Origin of the sequence: Alcaligenes phenolicus (genome assembly GCF_032063905.1) — a bacterium.
Taxonomy (GTDB): domain Bacteria; phylum Pseudomonadota; class Gammaproteobacteria; order Burkholderiales; family Burkholderiaceae_B; genus Alcaligenes; species Alcaligenes phenolicus.
In genome coordinates, this window is record NZ_DAMBOE010000003.1 from 253,638 (window position 1) to 278,879 (window position 25,242).

General features: G+C 57.9%; 13 protein-coding genes and 1 tRNA gene. 4 read left to right on the forward strand and 10 right to left on the reverse strand.

What is annotated here, in order from left to right:
- Nucleotides 1–172: 172 nt before the first annotated feature.
- Nucleotides 173–949, reverse strand: coding sequence for an enoyl-CoA hydratase (locus tag U2949_RS07725; protein ID WP_026483717.1), 777 nt, complete (start codon nt 947–949; stop codon nt 173–175).
- A gap of 34 nt (nt 950–983) precedes the next feature.
- Here U2949_RS07725 and U2949_RS07730 point away from each other — a divergent pair, with 34 nt between their 5' ends.
- The 3 genes from U2949_RS07730 to ttcA are packed head-to-tail and all read left to right on the forward strand — an operon-like array spanning nt 984 to nt 4,284.
- On the forward strand, nt 984–2,759 hold the full coding sequence (locus tag U2949_RS07730) for a M61 family metallopeptidase (protein ID WP_321287014.1): 1,776 nt from the start codon (nt 984–986) through the stop codon (nt 2,757–2,759).
- Between the two features lie 51 nt (nt 2,760–2,810).
- On the forward strand, nt 2,811–3,170 hold the full coding sequence (gene folB / locus U2949_RS07735; protein WP_026483715.1) for a dihydroneopterin aldolase: 360 nt from the start codon (nt 2,811–2,813) through the stop codon (nt 3,168–3,170).
- Nucleotides 3,171–3,228: 58 nt separating this feature from the next.
- Nucleotides 3,229–4,284: a tRNA 2-thiocytidine(32) synthetase TtcA gene (gene ttcA, locus U2949_RS07740; protein ID WP_321287017.1), complete on the forward strand. Its 1,056-nt coding sequence runs from the start codon at nt 3,229–3,231 to the stop codon at nt 4,282–4,284.
- Between the two features lie 157 nt (nt 4,285–4,441).
- Here the strand turns inward: ttcA and U2949_RS07745 are convergent, their stop codons facing one another.
- The 5 genes from U2949_RS07745 to hemA form a co-directional block, all read right to left on the reverse strand.
- Nucleotides 4,442–5,023, reverse strand: coding sequence for a UbiX family flavin prenyltransferase (locus U2949_RS07745; RefSeq protein ID WP_080748002.1), 582 nt, complete (start codon nt 5,021–5,023; stop codon nt 4,442–4,444).
- Entirely contained in the window at nt 5,020–5,346 is a 327-nt protein-coding gene (gene grxD, locus U2949_RS07750) for a Grx4 family monothiol glutaredoxin (RefSeq protein ID WP_003804985.1), read from the reverse strand. The genes U2949_RS07745 and grxD overlap by 4 nt, the downstream gene beginning before the upstream one ends.
- Nucleotides 5,347–5,367: 21 nt before the next feature.
- Nucleotides 5,368–6,210, reverse strand: coding sequence for a peptide chain release factor N(5)-glutamine methyltransferase (prmC, locus tag U2949_RS07755; protein WP_026483712.1), 843 nt, complete (start codon nt 6,208–6,210; stop codon nt 5,368–5,370).
- 26 nt (nt 6,211–6,236) lie between these two features.
- Complete coding sequence (prfA, locus tag U2949_RS07760; RefSeq protein ID WP_009464100.1) at nt 6,237–7,316, reverse strand: peptide chain release factor 1; 1,080 nt, start codon at nt 7,314–7,316, stop codon at nt 6,237–6,239.
- Between the two features lie 95 nt (nt 7,317–7,411).
- Nucleotides 7,412–8,686, reverse strand: a complete 1,275-nt coding sequence (hemA, locus tag U2949_RS07765; protein ID WP_021447198.1) for a glutamyl-tRNA reductase — start codon at nt 8,684–8,686, stop codon at nt 7,412–7,414.
- Between the two features lie 295 nt (nt 8,687–8,981).
- Here hemA and U2949_RS07770 point away from each other — a divergent pair.
- Nucleotides 8,982–9,057: transfer RNA gene (locus U2949_RS07770), tRNA-Phe, on the forward strand.
- Between the two features lie 171 nt (nt 9,058–9,228).
- Here the strand turns inward: U2949_RS07770 and U2949_RS07775 are convergent.
- The 4 genes from U2949_RS07775 to U2949_RS07790 all read right to left on the reverse strand — a co-directional run bounded on the left by U2949_RS07775 (nt 9,229) and on the right by U2949_RS07790 (nt 25,113).
- Nucleotides 9,229–10,578: a type II toxin-antitoxin system HipA family toxin gene (locus U2949_RS07775; protein ID WP_257723034.1), complete on the reverse strand. Its 1,350-nt coding sequence runs from the start codon at nt 10,576–10,578 to the stop codon at nt 9,229–9,231.
- A 2-nt stretch (nt 10,579–10,580) separates the two neighbouring features.
- Nucleotides 10,581–10,823 carry a helix-turn-helix domain-containing protein gene (locus U2949_RS07780; protein WP_080655514.1) on the reverse strand — a complete coding sequence of 81 codons (243 nt, stop codon included), beginning with the start codon at nt 10,821–10,823 and terminating at the stop codon, nt 10,581–10,583.
- A 108-nt stretch (nt 10,824–10,931) separates the two neighbouring features.
- Complete coding sequence (locus tag U2949_RS07785) at nt 10,932–11,582, reverse strand: RNA polymerase sigma factor (protein WP_143241239.1); 651 nt, start codon at nt 11,580–11,582, stop codon at nt 10,932–10,934.
- 22 nt (nt 11,583–11,604) lie between these two features.
- Entirely contained in the window at nt 11,605–25,113 is a 13,509-nt protein-coding gene (locus U2949_RS07790; protein WP_321287022.1) for a filamentous haemagglutinin family protein, read from the reverse strand.
- Between the last annotated feature and the right edge of the window lie 129 nt (nt 25,114–25,242).

The following is a 25,242-nucleotide window of genomic DNA, read 5'->3' on the forward strand; positions in this document are numbered from 1 at the left end:
ATAAAGTATAGCGTCTTTTTTTTGTTGTAAGCAAATTCAGCCTTGCTTGTTTGATACTTAATGCAAGGCTGATTTACGCAATCTCAATGGCATCAAGGGGTAAGCTTATTTTGTAACATTGCAGTGCAGCAATTTTACAACACACCCCTTGTTTTATCAGCGATTGAGAAACTTAGCGGTGCTTGAACTCGGGCTTGCGTTTCTCAACGAAGGCACGCATGCCTTCCTTCTGATCCTCTGTGGCAAACAAGCCATGGAAGTTGCGACGCTCGAACAGCAGACCTTCTTCCAGCGACGATTCAAAAGCACGGTTCACACACTCTTTGGCCATCAGGACCGACGGCAGGGACATGCTGGCAATAACCGTGGCGGCGTCCAATGCCTCTTCAATCAGCTTGTCGGCAGGCACCACGCGCGATACCAGACCGGAGCGCTCGGCCTCTTCGGCATTCATCATGCGCGAAGTCAGAATCAGATCCATGGCCTTGGCCTTGCCTACGGCACGAGGCAGACGCTGCGTACCACCGAAACCGGGGATCACGCCCAGCTTGATTTCCGGCTGACCGAAACGAGCCGAATCAGCGGCAATGATGAAGTCACACAACATGGCCAGTTCGCAGCCACCACCCAGGGCGTAGCCAGCAACGGCGGCAATGATGGGCTTGCGGAAACGGCGCAGTTCTTCCCACTGGCCACCCAGATAGTCCTGGGAGCTGACATCGTGGTAATTCCAGTCTTTCATGGCACCGATATCAGCACCGGCGGCAAAGGCTTTTTCGTTACCGGTCAGCACGATACAACCGATTTCGTTGTCGGCATCGTATTTCTTTAACAGGGCATACAACTCGGCGATCAGCTCGTTATTGAGCGCATTCAAAGCCTTGGGCCGATTTAATGTCAATAAAGCAACACGACCATGCACCTCTGCTTTGACTAAGGGTTCGTTCATGCTGACTCCCAGAAAAATTAAATAGAATAGGGGAATGGAACCTACACCCGTACTTTACCGTGCCGAGCCGACAGATCTCGCCGGCCACCGCCTGACTGTCCAGATACAGATCACTTCCCCCCAAACAGATGGCCAGATCTTGAGCCTTCCGGCCTGGATTCCTGGCAGCTACCTGATCCGCGACTTCTCGCGTCAGATCGAAAGCATAGCTGCCTTCGCTGGCGAAAAGCCGGTTTCCATCCGCAAGCTGGACAACCATCGCTGGCAGTGCGAACCCTGCGAGGGTCCCTTGAGCATTCAGTACCAGGTCTATGCCTGGGACCTGTCCGTACGAGGCGCACATATTGATCAGACCCATGCTTTCTTTAATGGCACCAGCGCCCTGCTGGCCGTTGAGGGCCAGACTGAACAGCCGTGCCTGCTGGAACTGGTGTCCAACAAGGACATGGAAGATTGGCAGGTTTACACCAGCCTGCCCGAGGCCACCGACATGCCAGGCGCGGCAGAGCGCTATGGTTTTGGCCTGTACCGCGCCAGCAATTACGACGAGTTGATCGACCACCCCATTGAGATGGGCACTCCCCAGGTCATCAGCTTCTTTGCCCACGGCGCTGAACACGAACTGGTCTTTACTGGCGTCATCCCGAACCTGGACCTGCCCCGCATTGCCCGTGACGTAGAGAAAATCTGTGCCGAGCAAATCGCCTTTTTTGAACCTGAAACCCGTCGCGCGCCCTTCCTGGATTGCAGCTCGCGCTACGTGTTCATGACCATGGTGACCGATGATGGTTACGGCGGACTGGAGCATCGCGCCTCGACCGCCCTGATGGCTTCGCGTCGAGACCTGCCTACCCAGGGCCAGGACAAATCGGTGAAAAGCGCGGGCTACCAGACCTTTTTGGGCTTGGTCAGCCATGAGTACTTCCATACCTGGAACGTCAAACGCATCAAGCCCGCCGTCTTCGCACCCTACGACCTGAGTCGTGAAAACCACACCCGCTTGCTATGGGTGTTTGAAGGCTTCACCTCGTACTACGACGATTTGATGCTGCTGCGCTCTGGCGTGCTGAGCGAGGCCGATTACCTCAAGCTGCTGGCCAAGAACATCAATGCAGTTGAACGTGGTCCTGGCCGCTTCAAGCAGTCCGCCGCACAAAGCTCTTTTGACGCCTGGACTCGTTACTATAAGCAGGACGAGAACTCCCCCAACGCACTGGTCAGTTATTACAGCAAGGGCGCCCTGATTGCCCTGGGCCTGGATCTGCGTATTCGCAGCCATACCCAGCAAGCCAAGAGTCTGGATGATGTGATGCTGCTAATGTGGGAACGCTATGGTCGTGACTTCTATCAAGGCAAGCCAGAAGGCATTCCTGAAGATGCCATGCCTGCCCTGATTCTGGAGGCAACTGGCTACGACGCCACAGACTTCATTGCCCGCTACGTGGAAGGCTGCGAGGACCTGCCCCTGAAGCCCTGGCTGGCCGAGCAAGGCCTGAAGCTGGAATGGCAAGCCTCCACCAAGCTGCCCAGTCTGAACGCCCGCTTGCGCCAAAGCGCAGGCCAATGCCAACTGGCCACGGTATTTACCGATGGTGCAGCGCATCAAGCTGGGCTGTCTGCCGGTGATACCCTGGTCGCTATTGACGGCTTGCGTGTCAGTGACACCGCCAGCCTGGAGCGCCTGCTGGCGGCCTATGAACCCGGCCAGACCGTACAAGTTCACGCCTTCCGCCGCGATGAACTACACTGCTTCACGCTGCAACTAGCGCGCCCTGCTCTGGACGAATGCGTCCTGAGCCGCCAGTCCTGACCCTCTTCCCAGGCCCGCCAGCCATGGCGGGCCTGCTACTTTGTTTTTGCCATGACCACACGCCGTATATTCATCAACAATCTGGTGGTGCAAGCCTCTATCGGCATGCTGGACCACGAACTGGTTCACCGCCAGCCCCTGCATATTGACGCCGAATTCGACACCACCATTACGCAGGACGTTCAGGACGAGGACATCGGGACCGTGTTGGACTACCGTCAGTTGCGTGAAGCGCTGATCGACGTCAGCACCACGGAACACACGAATCTGCTGGAAACACTGGTAGAGCGCCTGGCTGATCGCATCCAGAATGATTTCCCGACCGTGGAACGCGTTAAAATCCGCGCCAGCAAACCCGAGGCCTTTGCCGACTGTGATGCCGTCGGCATCGAGATCGAACGCAGCCGCTAAAGCCCCCCTGCCCCGCTTCTTGCCGGGGCCACGATGACACTTCTTTCCGCTTTTCCTTATGTCCCAAGACACCAGCACCCTCCCTCCTTCCGAAACCGAGACCCCCGTGTTTGCCAGCAAGGCTGAACGCAAGCAGCGCGTCAATGACAACAAGCTGAGCAAACGCATCATGCGTGAAGTGGGCCGCGCCATCGGTGACTTCAACATGATCGAGGAAGGTGACAAGATCATGGTCTGCCTGTCTGGCGGCAAGGATTCCTACGGCCTGCTGGACGTGCTGATGACCTTGCAAAAGCGCGCTCCGATCAAGTTCGATATCGTGGCCGTGAACCTGGACCAGAAACAGCCCGGTTTCCCTGACCACATCCTGCCCGAGTATCTGGAAAAGCTGGGCGTGCCCTATCACATCGAAACTCAGGACACATATTCGGTAGTGACGCGCGTGATTGCCGAAGGCAAGACCATGTGTTCGCTGTGCTCCCGTTTGCGTCGCGGGATTTTGTACCGTGTTGCCAAGGAGCTGGGTGCCACCAAGATCGCTCTGGGCCATCATCGTGATGACATTCTGGCTACCTTCTTCCTGAACCTGTTTTACGGTGGCCGTATGAAGGGCATGCCGCCCAAGCTGATGTCGGACAATGGCGAACACATCGTGATCCGCCCTCTAGCCTATGTGCCCGAAAAGGACCTGATCGCCTACGCCAAGCTCAAAGAATTCCCCATCATCCCCTGTAACTTGTGCGGTTCGCAGGAAAACCTGAAGCGCCAGGAAATCAACCGCATGATTGCGGACTGGGACAAGAAATTTCCGCATCGCTCCTGGAACGTGTTTGGTGCCCTGACTCGCGTGGTGCCTTCGCACTTGATGGACCCCAAGCTGCATAACTTTGCAGACCTGAAGGTCACAGGCCAGGCCGATCCGGAAGGCGATAAAGGCTTTGATCAGGATTATTTTGACGATCACCTGCCCGAGAGTTTGCTGGCTGCTGGCTTCGAAGAGGACGCCGATGACGCAGCACCTACCGTGCGCCAGGACGCTTTCACCCCTGCCCAGCCTGCTGCTTCCGGTGAACAGCAAATTGTGTTCATGAGCAAGCGCCGTTCCGGCCAATAAACATGGTACGTGGCTTAGCGTAGCGCTTGCCACCAGCAAACACACAAGCAACAGGCAATAAAAAGCCCCGATATAAACCGCTAGTGTCTGGAATGATATCCAGATTGTGGAGGTTTATATCGGGGCTTTTTTGCGCCCGCTGAACGGCTATCAGGCCTTAGCTCGGTTTTTGCGAACCATCCCAGCGTTCACCGGGCACCTGAATATCGAACAATTCCAGCACCCGCATCACCGTGTGATCGACAATATCGTCGATGCTTTTGGGGCGCAGGTAAAACGCGGGCATAGGCGGGAAGATAATCCCGCCCATTTCCGTCACAGCCGTCATATTGCGCAAATGCGCCAGATTGAATGGCGTTTCGCGCACCATCATCACCAAACGGCGACGCTCTTTCAAGGTAACGTCGGCAGCCCGGGTAATCAGGTTGTCAGACAAACCATGCGCAACAGCGGCCAGGGTACGCATCGAACAGGGCACAATCACCATGCCGGCAGTAGGAAAGCTGCCGCTGGCCAAGGTTGCACCCACATCGCGGAAGCTGTGCACCTGATCGGCCAGAGCCTGGATCTCGTGCCTGCCGATATCCAGCTCATATTTGATGTTCAGCACCCCGGAGGGCGAGATCACCAAATGAGTTTCTACATCCGGACAGGACTGCAGCACTTGCAGCAGGCGCACGGTGTAGACCGCCCCGGTGGCCCCGGTCATACCTATGACCAGGCGTCGCTTGGTGCTCACTCCAGAGCCCCAGCCTCGCGCAGCATGGTTTCCAGTTCGCCGTTTTCGTACATTTCAGACACGATGTCCGAACCGCCAACGAATTCGCCCTTGATGTACAGTTGGGGGATGGTGGGCCAGTTGGAGAAGTCCTTGATGCCCTGACGCACTTCGGCGTCGTCCAGCACGTTGACCACAACCACTTGGCTCAGGCCAACAGCGCGCAGGATCTGCACGGTGCGTGCGGAGAAACCGCACTGAGGAGCTTGAGCTGTACCCTTCATAAACAGCACAACTGGGTTTTCCGTTACGGTTTCGCGGATGAAATCTTGAACTTCACTCATGATGTTCTCTTAAGAAAAGAATTAACACTGTCCACCTGTGACCCGCCGGATTCCTGCCAGATCTTCATAACTGATGACCTGTTTGAACCCTGCCTGCCGCAGCATATTTTGCACATGGTCGGCCTGATCCCAGCCGTGCTCCATGAGAAGACTAGCACCAGGACGCAGATACGGCCCGGCTCCCTGAACTATTGTACGCAAATCCGTCAAGCCGTCAGAGCCATCTGTCAGTGCCTGACGCGGCTCGAACCGCACATCGCCCTGCGCCAGATGTTCATCATCCACTGCAATGTATGGAGGGTTGGACACGATCAGGTCAAAAGGTTCCTGGCCTGCCACGGCATCGTACCAACTCCCCAGGCAAAACTCGACTTTCCCACACAAACGCTGAGCATTTAAGCCCGCCTGCGCCAATACCAGCGTGCTGATATCACTGGCGACCACATGGGCATCGGGGCGTGCCAGCGCCAGAGAAACTGCAATGGCACCGCTGCCACAGCCCATGTCCAGAATGCGGGGAGACTGGATGTTCTGCACACGCTCCAAGGCACGCTCAACCAGGGTTTCCGTATCGGGGCGTGGAATCAGCACCGAGGGCGACACCAGAAACTCATGGCCCATGAATTCCCGCACACCCACGATATATGCCATGGGCTCGCCCGCAACGCGGCGGGCTTCCAGGGCTTGATAGCTTTGAATCTTGTCCAGCGGTAACTCGTCCGTGTCGTGCGCAATCAGCCAGGAACGACCGACGCCCAGCACCTGCATCCACAGCATGTCGCGCTCCAGGCGCGGCAAGGGACTTAGCGGCTGCAAGGCTCGCAAGGTACGGGGAGAATCGGCAGGCGCGGCCGTTAAGGGCATGGCCTGCTCACCGGATAGGTTCTTGCTCACGCCTGCGCCAGATCAGCCAGCAAACCGGCCTGATGCTCGGACAGCAAGGCCTTGATCAGCTCGTCCAGATCGCCGTCCATGATGTAGCCCAGCTTGTACAAGGTCAGATTGATACGGTGATCCGTCATGCGGCCTTGCGGGAAGTTGTAGGTACGGATGCGCTCGGAGCGGTCACCCGTGCCGACCAGGCTTTTACGCTCGGCGGCTTCTTTGTCAGATTGCTCACGCTGCTGCTTGTCTTTCAGACGAGCGGCCAGCACCTGCAAGGCCTTTTCGCGGTTACGGTGCTGGGAACGGTCGTCCTGACACTCCACCACCAAACCTGTAGGCAAGTGAGTCAGACGAACGGCAGAGTCCGTCTTGTTCACGTGCTGACCACCGGCACCACTGGCGCGGAAGGTGTCCACACGCAAGTCAGCGGGGTTAATGGTGATTTCTGCCAAGCCTTCGGCTTCGGGCAACACGGCCACGGTACACGTAGAGGTATGGATGCGGCCCTGGGCTTCAGTTTCAGGCACACGCTGTACACGGTGCGCACCGGACTCGAACTTCAGACGCCCGTACACATCCTGGCCTTCAATCCGAACGATCACTTCCTTGTAACCGCCCACTTCCGAATCGCTGGCAGACATGATCTCCGTACGCCAGCCGCAGTTTTCGGCATAGCGCATGTACATGCGCAACAAATCCCCGGCAAACAAGGCGCTTTCGTCCCCACCGGCACCGGCGCGGATTTCAATGAACACGTTACGGGTGTCGTCCGGATCGCGCGGCAGGAGCAGGATTTGCAGTTCATCTTCCAGTTGAGCAATACGTTCCTTGCCCAACTTGTATTCTTCTTCGCCCATTTCCTTCAATTCAGGGTCGGACATCATGTCCTGGGCGGCCTGCAGATCGCCTTCGGCAGCCTCATAGCTTTTGAATGCTGCTACAACGGGGTCCAGCTCGGAACGTTCGCGCGACAGTTTGCGAAACTCGTCCATATTGCTGGCAATTTCAGGCTCGGCAAGCATGGCATCAACTTCATGCAGACGGCGAGCCAATTGCTCAAGCCGACTGCGCATAGAGTCTTTCATAGGGAACAGCCTAAAGGGAAAATCAGAGGGTCTGGGCGCAGTTCAAGGCGGGGCTGCACCGCAGGAGAGTCGGTGAACAGACAACAGCCCAAACGCTAACGTCGACGGGTGGTCGAGGGCAACAGGCGAGGCAGCAGATTCAACAATTGCTCGCGCTCGGAACCTTCACTGCGCGTCAATTCAGCCATCGGGCCGTGCATGTACTTTTGAGTCAGGCCATGCGCCAGCATTTCAATGACTTCTGCTGGATCATCACCACGGGCCAACATGCGGCGCGCGCGCTCCAGCTCGTGTTGACGTACTTTTTCGACCGACTGCTGCACATCCAGAATGGCAGGCACAATAGCACGAGTGCTCAGCCAGTGCATGTAATGCTGCACCTGGGTGTCAATAATGGCTTCAGCCTGCACCACAGCGGCCTGACGAGCATCGGCACCCCGTTGTACAAAGCGGCCCAGATCATCGACGGTGTACAGGTACACGTCGTCCAGGCGACCTACTTCGGTTTCAATATCGCGTGGCACGGCCAGATCCACCATGACCACAGGACGGTGACGACGCGAACGCACGGCTCGTTCCACCATCCCCAGACCCAGAATGGGCAAGGTACTGGCCGTACAGGACACCACCACATCAAAATCCGCCAGACGATCAGGCACATCGGCCAGCTTCATGGTGCTGGCCATGAAGCGCGAGGCCAGGCTTTCAGCCCGTTCCTGAGTACGGTTGGCGACCACGATGCTACAGGGGTTCACCGCCGCAAAGTGCGTGGCACACAGCTCGATCATTTCGCCAGCGCCAATAAACAGCACCTTGGCCTGGCTCAGGTCACCAAACACACGCTCGGCCAAACGGACAGCAGCTGCCGCCATGGACACCGAATGGGCGCCAATAGCCGTTTGCGTACGGACTTCCTTGGCCACCGAGAAGGTGCGCTGGAACAATTGATGCAACAAGGTGCCCAGCGAGCCAGCTTCATTGGCGGCACGCACGGCATCTTTCATCTGACCCAGAATCTGGGGCTCGCCCAAGACCATGGAATCCAGCCCGCTGGCAACACGGAACGCATGGCGCACGGCCTCGTTCTGGTTGTAGCGGTACAGATGGGGGGTCAGCTCGGCAGAGCGCAGACTGTTGAAGTCTGCCATCCATTCGGGCAGACGCTCAGCCACATGGGGCTCGGCCGCACAGTAGATCTCGGTACGATTACAGGTAGACAGAATGGCTGCTTCACGCACACCCGTACCAAAAGTGGCACGCAAGGTATCAAGCGCAGGCTTTAACACATCGATCGGAAACGCAACGCGCTCGCGCACGGCAACCGGCGCGGACACATGATTCAGACCGAAGGTTAGAACATCTACAGACATGAGCAGTACAGGCTATAGCCCTGAAAAGACCAAGACAGGCAATTTTGCAAAAGCAAAACGCATGAAATTTAAGTGATTTTACGCCGCAAGCCAGGTTTTTGCCAAAAATGTTACTTGAATTGCCCTTTTGTGATTACAATTGCACTCCTTTATGCAGCCCTCTTTTCGCTGAAAAGGGCCTCCCCCTAGGGGTACGGCAAATTTGAAGTCGAAAAGATGCATAAATTTTTTGTTGTACTATGCGCACAAATTAAAAAACGTGGTATAGTTCTATTTTTACCGAGCAGTACACGTTGGCCTGGTAGCTCAGTCGGTAGAGCAGAGGATTGAAAATCCTTGTGTCGGTGGTTCGATTCCGCCCCAGGCCACCAAGAATTCAAGCAAAAAGCCCAGTCATCTGACTGGGCTTTTTGTTTTTCTACTTGCCAGATGCGCAGACTAGCCCATACACACGACGTGAAAGCATTTTCATTTCAGTGTGGAAATTTGCCCCTACCTGCCTCGGACACCTCGTCTATAGATCATCAGACAGCATGCTTTGCCTACAGCAGTGTCGCTGGCATCGCCGCCAAGCGCTTGGCGGACTCACGCATTCCCAGTTCAATTGCCTCAAACACTTCCATAGGAAACTCAACGGGCAGTTGCTGGGCGACCACCTCCAACACGTGCGGGACTCGTCCTAAGCAATCCATGATCAAGTCATCCATGTTCTCTCCCCACCCGCACAGTCGGGCCATGTGGTTGAAATGCCGGCGCTGAATATCACGCAATCGGTAGTGGGTGTTTTTCCCGCGAACGGCCATGGCCAGCTTGAGACGATTCACATCCAACTTGTTCGGTCCAGTACCCGTGACTGGCCAAGCCGACAAAACATCGTACAAAGGCGTCAAGCGGTAACGGCCACCAGGCAATAGAAAAATCGAAAAATTCTTCGCATGCCCATCAGTCGCTGCCAACATCCAAAACACTAATTGTGCTGTCAGCAAAGTACGCAAGTCCTGCTCCCTCGCTTCAGACAGCTGCAAAATACGCGCGATATCAACAACGCCCGGCCCGCCATCGGCCTCGTATTTAGCATCAGGAGACTTGCCTGTTGCCTGACAAAAGTCCTCCTGTGGCAGCCTCAGCCAATAAGACTGTGCAGCCAACTTCCGGTCAAAACGCTCAACGATCAATACCTTTTGCTCTTCAAAACTGGCCATCTCGCAGTTAGCGACAGGTAAATCAAAGGCGCGCAAAATCTGTGCACACAGCCATTCATTTTCTACAGAACTGCGCATATCCGCTTGGCGGCCCCCCACCAAGCCCAATGGTAGTTTGAAGATATGCGTTGTCGGAGTAGATCCAACAGGTCGACACCATTGTCCGTGATGCCATAAAAAGGCTGTTTTTTCCTGGGCTCCTGCCAAGGAAATTCTGAAGTCTTCATCAGACGCTTGCTGTTGCCCCAAGACCAACGGTGCAGCAGTAGCCGCCCTCAAAGCGTTAGCGATTTCAGCCTCGCTTAAAGGACAAGCCTGAATATCAAAGACATCATCGGGCTCCTCACCTTCGGGAAGCAGCTGAATAGCTCCAACACAATCACGCCCGATAGCCGTTAGCAAATCAAAAGCATCTGTGCTGGATGTTCTGAATCGTGTCTGCAGGCGACGGCGGATTACATCACTGTCTGGTAGCAGGTTGTCAAAATAATTCCGTACTTGAGGACCACGCAAAGGCGCGTTATCAATAGTGAACGGCAAAGAAAGCGATAAGGGACGCCCTTGTGATGATACGAGCCAAACAGGGTCGTAAGTCAGTCTATCCTCGCCATTGGCGGCTACTTGCCAAGTCCCTACCCGAAGGCCATTCGCCCATAAACCCAATAGGCGTTGCTGTGAACGGTGCGCCATGGCTACCATTCACTTGTACTTAAAGGGGCTTGAGAGCGCTGTTGTACGGCTAGCTCCAGCCCCAAAATACCAGTCAAGGCTAACAATCGCTCAACGGTTAACTGGCTCGGCTGACTTTCCAGTTCGGACAAACGATTTTGGCTGATCCCCAGACGAGATGCGACTTCCTGCTGCGTCAGACCTAAAGCCTTGCGTCGAGCAACAAGCTGATAACCAAGCTGATCACTAGTAGAAAGTATGTACATATCTATTTATCGCTAATGTCGATAATTTGAGTATATCGATTATCTCGATAAACAACAAATATCGGCAATACCGATAAAATTAAATTATCGATATTAGCGATAAAAACCTCAGAATCCCACCGGCTCCGCCATCCAGCCAAACCCGGCCGTCATGGTCGGTGGTGGTGTTACACAGGCCTTACGCCCCTGTCGCAGTTCCGTCCAATTTCCCAGCAAGGCCTGTTCGCAATGCGCCTCAGCCCGGCGCAGTTCGTTGCGTGCTTTACTGGTGGTGACGCCGAAGCGTTCAGCCACCACACTCAGGCTCTGTTCTTCCAGCCGGGCCGCCAGAAAGATGGCGCGACGTTGGCGGGGCAGCAGCTCGATGGCGTAGATCAGGACGGACAGCAAAGATCGGCCGATCAGGCTGGACTCTGGCCCCGGCATGGGGGAAATCTGCTGATGCTCTTCCAGTTCCTCCAGGGGCACCAGCGTCCCTCTGCCGGACTCGGCGCGCCATTCGTCAATCGCCAGATTGCTGGCCATACGCAGCAAATACAAACGAGGGTTGGCGACCGGCCCGATCTCCCGGCTGCCATGCAGACGCAGCCAGGTGTCGTGCAAGGCATCCGCTGCGCGGTCGCGGCAGCGCAGGCGGATGGTCAATTGACGCAGCAGCTCTTCGTAGTGCACCTTCAGATACAAGCACAGTGAATACTGCGGCGTCACACACTCTTCATTACGCTTGCGTGTAGGCAAGGGCAGGCAAGTGGACAGCATGATCAGATCTCCCAGGCTCAAGCTACAGTGTCATCCGCCGCCGCTCCTCGGGCGTCAAGCGATCCAGAGCGGATTGCGGATTGGTGCCCAGTCCCAGGACCTGCACCGTACTGTCTTGGCGATACGCAGAGGCATCTATCCTGGAAGTCGCTGGGCCTGCTCCTGATGATGTGGCCCCGCCCCCTGACTGCCCTGCATCCCCAAATCCCAGAATCTGCACAGTAATGACCGAAGGCAGATTCTGACGAGCCTGTGCACGAGCGCGGTTGACCGTATCCTGCGCCGCCGATGCGGCCGACGATGCTGTCGCGCTGGCGTTACTCAAGGCTCCCGTGTTGACGGTCGCCACCACCGGAATTCCCTTGGACTCGCCCTGTACCTGAATATTGTCTGCATTGACTACACGCAAGGCGGCGATATTGATGTCGCCCGACACACGAATCCCTGCCTCGCCCGCGTCCACCGTTCCCAATGGCGCAATCAGATCGATATAACCTGGCGGGACCTCGGGAACCGGGTTCAAGGTAGCGATACCCGCACCGGTATTGGGTGTTGATGGTGACAAGGCCACATTGCCAAACAGATCGTAAACACGCCGCTGCGGTGTGTAGACCACCGTTGTCTTGCTACCCCGACCCGCGTTGATGTCCCCTGCTGCCGACCAGGCCAGAATATTGCCACCAAAGGTTGTGAAGACCCGGCTCTGCCCCATCAGAATATCGCTTTGCGAGAAGAAGTTGATGTCCCCTTCCCCTTGCGTGATCACACCCGATCCCGGACCAGGGTTAAAGCCACCATCAATCCCCACCAAGGCACGACCGCCGGGAGTCAGGATGCTGATGTCACCACCAAAGTTGGTGTGAATACCCGCATCCAGCACGTCGTAGAACGACACGTTGTACCCCGGACTGCCCAAGGCCTCCCACTCGGCCTTGGTGATGTAATCCAGCTTGGGATTAGGTCGGCTCTTGCCCGCCGTGTTGTTCACGTAATCCGCGTCGTAATACAGCGCACTGCTGTACATCGTCAAATCACCCGTGTAGCTCAAGGCCTTGCCTTGAGCATCCTGTTCGGGGAACAAGGTGGCAATCGCTTCACGACCACGCAAATAGCTGCCTGCGCGCTTGCTGTCACTATCGTTGTACTCACGGCCCGATGCCTTCAGCTCTGCGTAGTACACATTGCGCAGATAGCTGCGTTGCTGCTCGGGCGGCAAGGCATCAAAGAAGCTGCGGGCGTCCATGCTGGCCGCATCAAAATGCAGGCCCAGGCCGTTCTTGTCGCCAAAGCGGGTGCTCAACCAATTGACCAGGTGCAGCTGGCTCTCCAGCTTGTACTCGCGCGCCAAGGGACGGCTGGACGCATTGCGGCCTTCAGCCCTGGCCTGATCGCGTACCTGGTCCAGCTCTCCCTGCTTCGCCAGCAAGAAAGCCTGCGCGCCGACTTCATCACCTGTGTAGCCAAACTCGCGTTGCAGCCATTGCCCCAGCGTCAGGCCACCGCTGTAGATGTACAGCGCCTTGCCCTGTTGATCTGCAAACGGCAGTTCCAGATCAGCCTGATTCTCGGGGTTCAGATAGCGCGCCGCAAAGTCGTTCCAATGCGCCCCTTCGCCCATCCCGGCCGAGACCGAAATACTGGCGCCGCCACCACGACTATCGGACAAGGCACTGCTCAAGGGTCCCAGACTCTTGATCTCGCCCTTATCAGCCAGATACACATGACGCCCGGCCGACACGTCCAGCAAACCCGGCCCCAAGATGTAGAAGCTGCTGTTACGGACATCTCGACCCGCTTCAACAATGGAAATATCGTCTGCCCAGGCATGGGTAATCAAATTACCGCGTGTCGTCGCAGTGGCGCTCTTGGCCCCTGCCACGGCATCTTTCTGCCCCAGACGTGTGCCCGAGTCGGTAATGTCACGCCCGGCCCGAATCGCCACAGGAACCGAGCCTTCCATACGTGAGCCCTGCGAGCCCGGTGGGTATCCCAACAACACTTCCTGACCGACGCGCAAGCCAACAATGTCGCCGTTGACGGCGTAGTAACGAGCAGGCTGACGTTGAGCTGCGGCAGTACCGATATTGACCGGCGTACCGAACACAAACAAGGAGCCTGTATTTTGACGGCCTCCGTACAGCGAAGTGATCGCCTTGCTGCTGACGGTGAACCAGTCGTTGAGCTTGACGGCCTCGCCATCCACGTTATGAATGATGCGAGGGTTATAGCCGTACTCGCCGCCGCCTGTCTGCGATAGCAAGCCTACAAAGGCAGGACGGAAGGGGCTGGACATGGCCGCTGCATCTGCCGCCGAGGCCGAGAAAACATAGCCGGCCGCCTGAATGGAGCCTCCCGCCAGGAACTGCAGTTCACCACGCCCTGTTGCGTTGACAAACTGCTCGCCCATTGGCGAAGGGGCCAGTACCGTACCAAAGCCATAACGCAATATTGAAGTGCCGGATATAGTGGCATCGCTGGCACTGGCTCCGTACTGAATATTGCCGTTAGCGGCCGCCGCACGCAGGATAGAAGGATAGAAATGGCCATCTGCGTTATGAGACTGGTTGCGGCCTGGGTCGCCCCAACGCGTATCTTCATACGCATTGCGCTCATCCCAGGACGTGGTGGGCGTCAGGTTGCCCCCCACGCTCAACAAATCAATCGCCGTCGCCGGAGTCCACAAGGAGAACCAGGACCAGCCATTGCCGTCATAGTGCTGGCCATCTACGGAGAAAGGCGTTGAGCTTAACGACAAGGTACGCCCTGGGTCTACCGTACTGCCCAGCACCAGATCGCCACGCGTTTGCATGCGTACAGCAGAATCACCCAAGACCAGAATCGGGCCACCGGTTGCGGCCCCTCCGCCGCTGGCATAAATATTGCCAGGACGCGTATCCATTTGATCTGTTCCACCAAAGCCCAGCTTCACCCCGCCAATCGCGCCGGCATCCAGAGCAATGGCTCCTCGCAAATTCACCAAAGTGCTGTTCAGGTCATGCTCGTTCAAGCGCACATCGGGGTTCGGGTTCAGCGTGCCGCCCAGGCGCAGGACCAGATCCCCGCCACCTGTCTGTACCAGTTCGCCCCCCGGGGTGATTCGGCCTGTGCTGCCCACCACCAGATGCAAGCCCTGGCTGCGCGGCGTATGCGTCTGCTGATTCCAGCTGCTGCGAATACCGCGCTGGTTCAACATGCCAGCATCCGCCCCGGCCTCCACGGTCAAGTTGCCCCCCCCCAAAGTACCCACACCGGTAAAGCCGCTCAGGAAAGGATCGTTGGCAAACAACCAGGTGTCGTACTCGCTATACCCGCCATTTGCGGTACCCGCCACATATGTCCCGAAGTTGACCCACCAGGCACTGGGAGTCCCTTCCGAGGCTGACACTGCACTACCCGTTCCCTGGCGCCACAACCAGTTACCCACTGCCGTAGAAGCAATCTGCTGACGCGTGTTGTAGAAGGTGTAGCTCAGATCATTCTTGCCGTCGTTATTGCCGACCAGATCCCCCTTCACACTGCCTTGAGCACGCAGCAACACATTGCCGCCCTTTTCGGGATACCAGGCCTGATACAGGCTGTCCGCACCACCGTCGACCAGCGACTCGAAACGCTTGCCTTCCGCACGCAAGATCGTGCCATCGAACAACTTGCCACGCGCCTGGTTATAGGCCGCCCCCATCGACGCCGACGGCGTGCCTGCGGTGTAGACCCCGTACAGCGAATTCATCTCGATGTCGCCACCAGACACCAGATCCAGGTCACCCACGCCCGTACGCAGGACACTGAACAGTTGCTCACGGGCGGGCTGTTTCAAGTCTTGCATCTCGGGCGGTGTAGCGGGCGAGAGCTCGGCGGCCATATCGCCCATGCCAAAAATATTCAGTTCAGTGACATCGGCACCGATAATGCCGTACGCTTGCAGCTCTTCGACCTGCGCCTGTGTCACCTGCTCACCGGAGACAGGCACAAAGCTCAACCAGTAGCCCCCCGCCAGCAATTCAATCAGCTCTTCAAAGCGGCTGACCTCTCCCCAGCCATACACTGCTGGTTTGCCCGTTCCTGGAATTTCGGTTGATTTCACGCCAAGGCCAAAGTGCGTATCCGCCAGCATCAAGCGACGCTCGGTATCAATCAGCGTCAAGCGATTATCCGCTGCCGAGGTATCCGCCCCGGCAACCAGACGCAAATCCCAGGACTGCGAGCCAGCGGCCAACATGGGGGCCAGAGCCAGCATACGACCTTGCGTGTCATCCCCATCTCGAGGACGAAGATCGACCATCACGGCCCCGCCCGGCAATACCACGTCCGTCTCGGAAGGCACCAGCGCCCCTTTCTTCAAGGCGACCTGCTGGTTCAATTTCATGAGCACCGGCAAGGGCACGCCTTTGGGCCACAGAGTGGCCGCCATTTGCGCGTCCTCCGGCAAACGGAAGCCCGCTGCCAACTGCATATTGGCTTGCAGGGTCACCGCCTCTTTCAAGACCGTGCCAGCGGCATAAACTACTTGCCCGGACGCATCCAGCACGGCCGCTGACAGCACCGTTCCTGCCTGCAAGGACAGACCTTGCGCCAGACTCATCAGGCTGGGGATTACGGTGCCGCGTGGCAAGCTCATGCCCTCCACGGGCAGGTCATAGTTAACGGTGCGACCGGCCGCGAACTGGGTCCCCACGTCCAGCGTGGCCATGCCGCCATGAGGGATGATGAGATCACCACCGAAAGGCATGCGACCTGCGGGCAGAACCCAGCCACCATCATCAGCCGTGACACCCAGCACGGAGGTATTGAAGCCATCCGTCAAACTGCCAAAAATCGTCAAATCTCCAGCGGCGCGCAACACCAGGGCCCCGGCCTCGCCCGAGCCATACACCGAGCTTTTCTGAGCATGAGGATTGACGCTGGCATAGCGGTAGCCCGACAGATCAATATCCCCATCCACATGCAGATCACCGTCTGGATTCGTGACGGCATTGCTGACAATCTCCACACCAGGGCGCAGGTGGAATTGATCACCATAAGCACGCAGCCCGGCCAGCTTGCCTTGCATCAAGGCCTGATTCGCCAGAGCCTTGTTGATGAAGGTTTCACTATCCAGATGCTTCTGACGCAAGTACTCCTGATCGATACGCTGGTAGCTACGACCATCTACCGTTTCATCAAGGCCGAGCTGTGCATCGTCGTATTGCTGGAAAGCATTGACGGCAATCGACTTGGCCCCGGTAATGTTGAGTGCACCGCGTGCATCAATATCGACATCGTTGCCCGTCGCGCCACCCAGACGCGGCGCGTTCAGAGCGATAGTGCCGTAATTCGCATGGGAACCAGCCACACTCAGATTCATGCGCATGCCATCGGCCAGAACCAGACGACCCTGGCCCGAATCAATTTCAATGATGGCCCGGTTAGGTGCTTCAATCACTTGGCCGTAACTGTCCCGACGCAGCACACTGGCACTGGCATCCAGCACGGCGCTGCCAGTCAGGGTCACCCCTCGCTTGGCAGCCAGGCGAATGCTGCCCGCCTGCTCACCGCTGGCATCAATGGTGCCGTTGACCGTCAAGCTGCCATTGTCCACGGAGACATTGATTTCACGCGCTTTAAGCTCGTTGCCAATGAGCAGATCTCCCTGGCGCAGCTGGAAGCTGCGACCACCCCACACCGATCCTTCATTCAGACGGGCGTTCAGTCCCGCAAAGTCCGCAATCTGCTGTCCACGCAGCTCAATAAAGCCGGAAGCAAAAGGTACCAAGGTACCGCCCGCATCATAATGCCCTGTTCCAGCTCCCGACATACGGCCACGCAAGTCCACCAAACCGTTCAAGGCCAGGGCCGTCAGTTTGCCTGCACGATTCTGCTGGGCCGATACATCAATCAGGGATTCCGCCGCTTGGGTCACATTGCCGCCGCGACTCTCCAGCACAACCTCGCCACCCCAGCTGTACTTGTTCACATCAAAAAAGCCGATCGGACGCCCTGCCAGATCCAGCTGCGCGCCCTCTTGCAGAACCACATCGTCTTGAGCAGACAGCTTCAGCTTGCCGCTAGGCAGCAAGGCCGCACTGTCCCAGACCAGGGACCTGGCAGCATCCAGGCTCAGCTCTGCTCCCAAGGCGTGCACCGCTGTGGCCAGATCAGGCTGCACCGGGCTGCTCCCCTGCGGACGAGTCACCGCAATGCTGCCACCTGCACGGATGTTGTTGACCGAACCGGCCTGTCCGGTAAACAAGGGGGTGCTGATGTTCAGGTTGCCGCCCTGATAGGTCCAGCCATTGCTGGCTGCATCCCAGGCACCACGACTGTGGTACACGGACAAGCTGCCCCTGTGATTGGCTGTAATGCGCTCGGAAGCATTCAGGTTCACGCTGCTAAAGCCCAAGGCCAGACGGTCGTGCATGCCCACCGTATCGGGCTGGCTTTTCGGGCCGTAGCCAAACTCAATCTGCTGAGCATCAAATACCAGACGGCCATTCCCCGTGCCCGCGCCGCCTTCCACGATGCTGCCCGCCGGTATCGTGGCTCCGTTCCAGACCAGAATTCCGGTTTCGATACGTGCTTCACTATTTGCGTCGCCATAGCCATAAATGGCAGGTGCGCTTAACACCAGGCGCTCCAGTGCCGACTTGCCTGTCACCGGGTCCAGCGTGCTCAAATTGACATCGCCATAGAAGTTGACGGAGTCACGCGCCGTCAACACCAGGTTTTCCAATGCAGGCGCCCCCATCTGGGTATCGCCGCGCAGCAAGCGCTCCAGCACACGTTGATTCAGCGTCAGACCGGAGGGCAAGATACCCGCAGCAGACGCATCGGACAGAGCCTGCGCTCCGCCCACATTGATGCCGCCCATGGCCAGCACCAGATTGCGTGTGCCATAGCGCACCGACTCATCCAGCTCAAAGGTTTTATTGGTGGCAGCAGTAATCGTGCCTTCAGAATACAAGCGGGTTTCACCCGAACAGTTGCTGCCAACGGCACAAGTCCCAATATGCAGAAAGCCCGCCCCTACCGTGCCCCAACTATCGTCATTGCTGGGTGAAGTGACATCCAGCCAGCCATTGCTCAAGGCCAGAACCCCTTTCTGACCGGGCTGCAGCACATAGCCCTCACTGGAGTCCCAGGGCGCGGCGCCTTTGCCCAAGGTGTTGATCGTGGCGCCCTGCTCAACTGTCAGGCCCTTTTCACGATTACCCACCACCAGAAATACCTGGGCGGCTTCCAGCACGGCGCCACCGCGAATATAGATTTCATCTGTGCGCGTGTTGCCCAGACTGACACGCCAGGCATCGCGGGTCGAACCATAACCTTGCAAGGCAAACGTGGAGGTAGGTGACCCCCCGATACTGATGCCTGCCGCCCCCAGGCGATTGAGCACACCGGACTCTACCGACATACCATCAAAGCCTGTGGTCGGCGCTGCCCCATCGGCCAGCACTTCAATGCGCTGACCGGTCAGCACCACATTGCCCCCACGGCCATTCTTGGCCGGTTCAAACTTGGCAACACCGGACGCCACCTGCAAACGGTTCGCCTCCAGCTGCAGTTGGCGAGCATCCCGCTCCAGTTGAGGGCGCGGGACGTTATCCCGCATGGCCCAGTCCAGCCCAAACTGCGAGTAAGACGTTTCGTTGTATTGGGAATACTGGCGCAGAGTGTCTGCCGAGGTCAGCACCACGCGCGAGGGCATGGCATCCATGACATGGGTATTGGCGATCCCCAACCGAGCGGCCACATTGTAGGAACCATTACGCATGGCAATGGTGCCACCCATAGCCGCACTGGCACTGCCCGAACCACTGATTTCAACGCGGTAAGCACCAGGCAACAAGGCGTAGATAGAGGGCAGCAAGGTATACGTACCTGCGGCCAGGCCCGGTACGCCCTGTCCGATATGAATCTGGCGTCCCACCATAGGATCGCCTGCACCATTGTCGGCCGCCAATGGCGCCACCACTTGCTGTACACCTGGCACAACGGCATAGACCGGGTTGCCAGACAGCTCGGGCAGCATGAAGCCGTTATTGGTGCTCTGAATCAGGGGGTGCAGACGGGCATCCGTAGAACCACCCCGCCCAGGCAGGAAGCCTGCTCCTGTCAGTTCCCCACCACCCGACAGATCCAGCAAGGCACCCTCCTGCACGTCCACGCTGGTGGCTTTCAGGCTGAGATTACCCAGCAGACCGCCCAGGCCCACATAAGGCGCATCGCTACCTGCATAGTTATAGGTCAGCCCATCCACCGTCCCGCCGTAGGGCATGATCAAACCCGCGGCACTGACCGAGGTAATACTGCCAGGGCGCATCACCATGGAAGTTGGGGCTTGAGAGGCACCACCTACACCCACACCCAATTCCAACTGCCCCAAGGGAGCCAGCAACACACCGCCCTGATCAATATTGCCCGACATCAGGCGCAAGACACCCAAGGCAGAATAAGGCTGGGCGACAGGGCCACTGCCAATGCGCTCGATACGCAAGCTGCGCTGCGGGTCATACTGTGTCAGCGGGTTATTCCACTGATCGCGCTGGATATAACGGCCGGAAATCACCTCCGCCGTCACGCCAGTTCCCGGATAGATGCGGCCAGCCGCCAGCACCAGATCCCCTTCGGTCAGCAGCTGTGTACGATCACCGACCGCATGCTTCAAGAAACGAAGGTCGTTCTGCGCGCGCAGATCCACCGTATCAAAACCGGCACGCGATACCTCGGCCTTGCCACTTTGCAAGGACCGGCCCAACGCACCGAAGGCGATCTGGTTGGCTATGTCCAGCACATTGGCGTCGATACGCAGATAGGAGTCTGGCAGCAGCTCGGGCAATCGGCCTTCATTACTGTTCAGAGCCTGAATCAGCGGAGTCACATACTTGTCGCGGGTGGGATGCGTTGCCCCTGCCAAACGGACATGAGGCGCGGCCAGCTTGACCGTAGCACCGGGCATAGAGCCAGGGGCCATGGCAATCTTGGGGGTGGCCAGATGCAGGCTTTGGCCCATCTGCAAATCCACACCGTTTTCAATCGACAAAATGCCGTTGGACAGCAGGGCCAGATTATCAAAGCCCCCCGCCTGAATGCGGTCCACACCCACACGAGCATGGCCGTAGACCAAACCCGCATCAGCACGACCAGCTTGCAGATCAAGCGGCAGATTCTCCAGTTGCTGCTCTTGTACCAAGGTCATTTCGCGGTGTGCCAACACGCGATCACCCGGCCCACCTGACATTTCATAGTTCGGCGACTCCAGGGCGACCGACAAGGTTCCGCCTGCCGCATTGGCACCACCGGCCCAGGCCTGCATATCGCCATCCAGATACAGTCCGTTGAAGCTGGCCAGATGAATGACACCGCCATTGGAAGCGATGGTTTGCGCGCCCTGACCAGGCATGTCCAAAGTCGCTGCGGCTCCGGATGCCAGCAGGCGCGCGCCTTCGCGCACAATGACAAAGCTGTCGATAGCCTTGACCTGCGTCGCAGCCTGCTGGTACTTGCTACCAATTTCGATACGGCCACCATTGAGCACCTTGCCGTAGCGTTGACCCTGGGTATCGACAGCCGTCATGGCCTTGCCCGACACATCCAGCACGGCATTGCTGCCCAACCAGATCGAACCGTCGTGTCCTTTGAGGTGGCGCACGTCCTCGCTACCAGCACTCAGACCATAGATACCGATCTTGCCGCCCGAGGCTCGCAAGGAGCCATCCACCGTAATCTGACCGCTGCCTTGCAAGACAATGTTGCGACCATCATCTACGCTAATGTGCGCCGCCTTGCCCACGGACAAGGTGGGGCCACTGGGGTCCACATCTTGCTGCTTGTACTCAAAACCTGCCGTCAAGCTCAGATCGGCACCGCCGCGCTGGCTGATCGAACCTTTTTCAGGCGATTCACTGAACTCGGGTGGCAACCACAGTGAGGCAAGCTGACTCAGATCCCCACCATTGGCCAGTTGACGTGCAGCGGGCAGATCCAGCTGCATGACGGGCATGTTCAGCGCCAGATTGGCCCCTTCTGCCACGGCCACGCCATAGCCGCCTATCACGTCGTAATTCGCAAACCCTTTCTGGAACAGGCTGCTGTCCAAATGCAGCATGGACCCCACGGCCACATCCTGCGTCAAGCGCGTTCCGGCACGCAGCAAGGTGCCTGCGCTATAGCTCAAATCGGCATGAGCGACCGTGCCAGCCTTATAGACGCCAGGTGATGGCGCAATGGCGATGCCATCAGGCAGGATATCGGCTGGCACCACATAGTTGGTCGGGAAGCTGGCGGGATTCATGATCTCCATGATCACCGTTCCCGCTGGCAAGGTTGGCGCTACGCTCCAGCTATAACCGTCTACCCGCAACTGCTGGCCATTGGACAGCCAAACCGAATAACTGGAGTTCTCGTTGCTTGGCTTGGGCAAGGTCCAGGGGGTCGTCAAATGAATCCAGCTGGACTGATTGGCCTGCTCAACCTTGGGCGCCCCGCCAATCACCTCGCCAGCGGCGGCATGGGTACGCATGTAGTGGAAATCCACCGGCAAAATCGCACCAGCAGCAATGGTAAAGGCCTCGGTCGTCAGCAAATCGGCCAAAGAGCTTTGACCCGCTTGCAGGACACCATCACTGCCCTGCACCGTACCACCCAACACGACAGTCTCCCCGGTCTGCAAGCGCAAGGTGCCGCCCCCAGCCACACCATGACCACGGATTTCACCCTCCAAGACCAGTCGTCCACCTATGCCGGATACGCCGGACATATACGCATCAGCTGCCAAGGTGATATTGCCACCCTTGCCACCTAGCACCGAGCCATCGGCCATATAGGCCGCTGCCGAAGACACGTCCAACAGCGCGTGTTCGGCCACAGTCACATCACCGCTGCTGCGCAAAATGATCTCACCACCATTACGCCACGGCAGATAGCGCATCGCACGACTATCCAGCTCCTGATTGCTCCAGAAGCCTCTGGTATCCAGGGTGACGCCTGAGTCAATTCGTGTGGCAGCAATAGCGCCGGCTGCCACATCGGCAATCTTGCTGGATTGCCAGCCCAAACTGGCGCTGGTCCATTTATCCACCAGATCACCCAGCACAATACGGCCACCGCGCGCCGTCAGGTCAGCCTTCACATCAACTTGATTGGCATGCAGCGCGATCTCGCCCCCCAGAGCAAGCTCCAGCGCGTCGTTGACTTCCACACTTTGGCTGGCATAGGCACGTACAGCCCCCAGACCCATTTGCGTCAGCCAATCGGAGTCCAGGCTGATGCGAGAAGGGCCGGACGTCGCGTCGGACTGCTCACCCCCCTCTTGCGCCTGAGCCTTGCCAATCACAATCTGCTCAACCACTGCACTGGGGCTATAGCGCAGATTTTGCGTGTCCTTGTCATAAACCGGTGTCCAACCACCCAGAATCAGCTCGGCCCGACGCGCTACAGCCGTTTGCGACTGCTGATAGCCATCCAGCTTGGGAGCCGGTGCCTGAATCTGGCGCGGACCCTGGTAAACCTCGGACTCGATATGCCCTTGCAGGTCCGCAGCCTTGGTCGAGATGACCAGGCGGCCCGCATCACGTCCTACCGTATAGCCTTCTTCGTAACGCTGGGTAGGAGCCAGAATCGGGTTATAGAAGCTGCGGGTTTGACCCCAGCGCGCGCTGGTCTGCTCGTAACCTTTGTACAAGCCGGTGTAGAGCAAATCGCCCGGTGCACTATCGACCGTGTATAGACGGCCATCCACACCCCGCAGCCAGCTTTGACGCAGATAACCGCTTTGTACATCCAGCGTGCCGCCCGACAAGTTGATCAAGGAACCGGGACGCGTCACCACGCTGGCACCGCTGAATTGCACGGTGCCGCCCTGGGCAGCCCACTCGCCAATACTGTGGCTGGCGACGCCCAGATAACCACCCACTTCAAGCAGCCCGCCCGCGGTGTACCAACGGTCCTTTTCATAGCCGTTGGTGCCAGCAGGAACAAACACCAGGTTGCGGCGATCCAGCCAGACATCGCTGCTGCGCAGATTGTCGCCCTCGCGGTTGACCGGAGCATCGCGCTGCTCATTACCCTGAACGTTGATCATCAGGTTGTTGGCTTCCATCGCCACGCGAACACCCACATGGCCGGACACATCAATCACGGCGTCCTGACGTACTTCGCTGTTCCTGGCCGCGTCCACAAAGACCTGACCACCGGTCGCCAGCGTCAGGCTGTCGGCGTCAAAAACCACATCGCCACCGCTGGCAATCTGTACCAGCGACTGATCACGGCGATGACGCAAGCCATCGCCTTCCTTGTCCGATTCCTTGATCAGGGCTTCGCGTTGTACATCCAGGGCGGTAGCAGCACTTTCATCCAGCACAATGGCTGTGACGCTATCCTTGCCCAGGGTCACGCTGGATTGAGCATCCGTCTTGTTGTTCTGCAGATGAATCGTGCCTCGGTTGTGAACCGAGGTGCTGGCCACCAGCACGCCGTCCTGGCTGATCGTGCGCGCGGCCAAGGTGATGTCGCCCGTTGCGGCTTGAATCACGCCCGTATTGCGAACCAGGCCCGTTTTGTCAGATGCCCCTGCCTGAGCTACCACCGTGTTGCCACGGGTGGTGGAATTGACGTTTTCCTCTGTCCCCATCCCCTTGCGGATGATGAAGTTCTCGCCAGCGGCCAAGGCAGCCTGCCCGCCCGGAGTCGAGATACTGCCCGCATTGTGTACTTCCTGCCCCAGCAAGAGCACATAGCCCCCGCCCTGGTTCACGGTCTCGGACGCGTGTGTGCCGATACGTGCACCGGCGTGTATCTCGATCTTGCCTTGTGCATTAGTGAAGGACGCCGTGTTGGCATCCTTGCCGTACAAACCTTCGGTAAATTGCTGATCCGTGATCTTGGCGGCGGCTGTCACCAGATTGCGCACGTTCACTTGAGACGTGCCGCTGAACACCACCCCGTTCTGGTTCACCACCATCACGGTGCCATCACCCTTGATGGCGCCTTGAATCTGGCTCGGGGCGGTATCCGCTCCCACGACACGGTTCAACACCGCATCGGACGCTTTCTGCTGGAACTGCACCGTGGTGTTGCGGCCCACGTTAAAGCTTTCCCAGTTCAGTACGGCTTTGCTTTCGGTCTGCTTGATGGCAACGGTGTGCTGACCATTGTCTTGTGTGTGCACCGGACGATCTGCGCCGGTCCAGACGTGCAGATTGCCTGCAGCATCACGATCCCACACCCCGCCTTGCACATAACCGTCCGGCACACCGGCTTCTTTGGCGGCAGCCTCGCGCGCGGCTTTTTGTGCAGCTTGCTGAGCAGCAATCGCACTGGCGGTACGACCCAGGTTCTCGACCGAACGGGCCAATTGCTGACGTGCTTCGGCATGTTGGCGTGCTGCCGAATTCAAAAGGCCATTGCCAGGATCAACCATCCCACCTTGTGCGCCGGAAACATTGCGCTCTACCGCCCCCCGCGACGCGAACCATGCGCCTGATACGGGCTGGGTTTGCGCATAAGCCTGCGCACTTAAACCACCTGTGACCAGCAAAGTCGCTATGGCTCGGGCCACCGGCGTCAGGCGGTTTCGGGTCTTGTCGCGAGAAGCTCTATCGACAGGGTTTCTAGGATCAGATGACTTGGAAGACAAACTGCGTAGGCGTGGCGACATTGCTTGAGTTTCCCGGCTTAAGACTGGAGG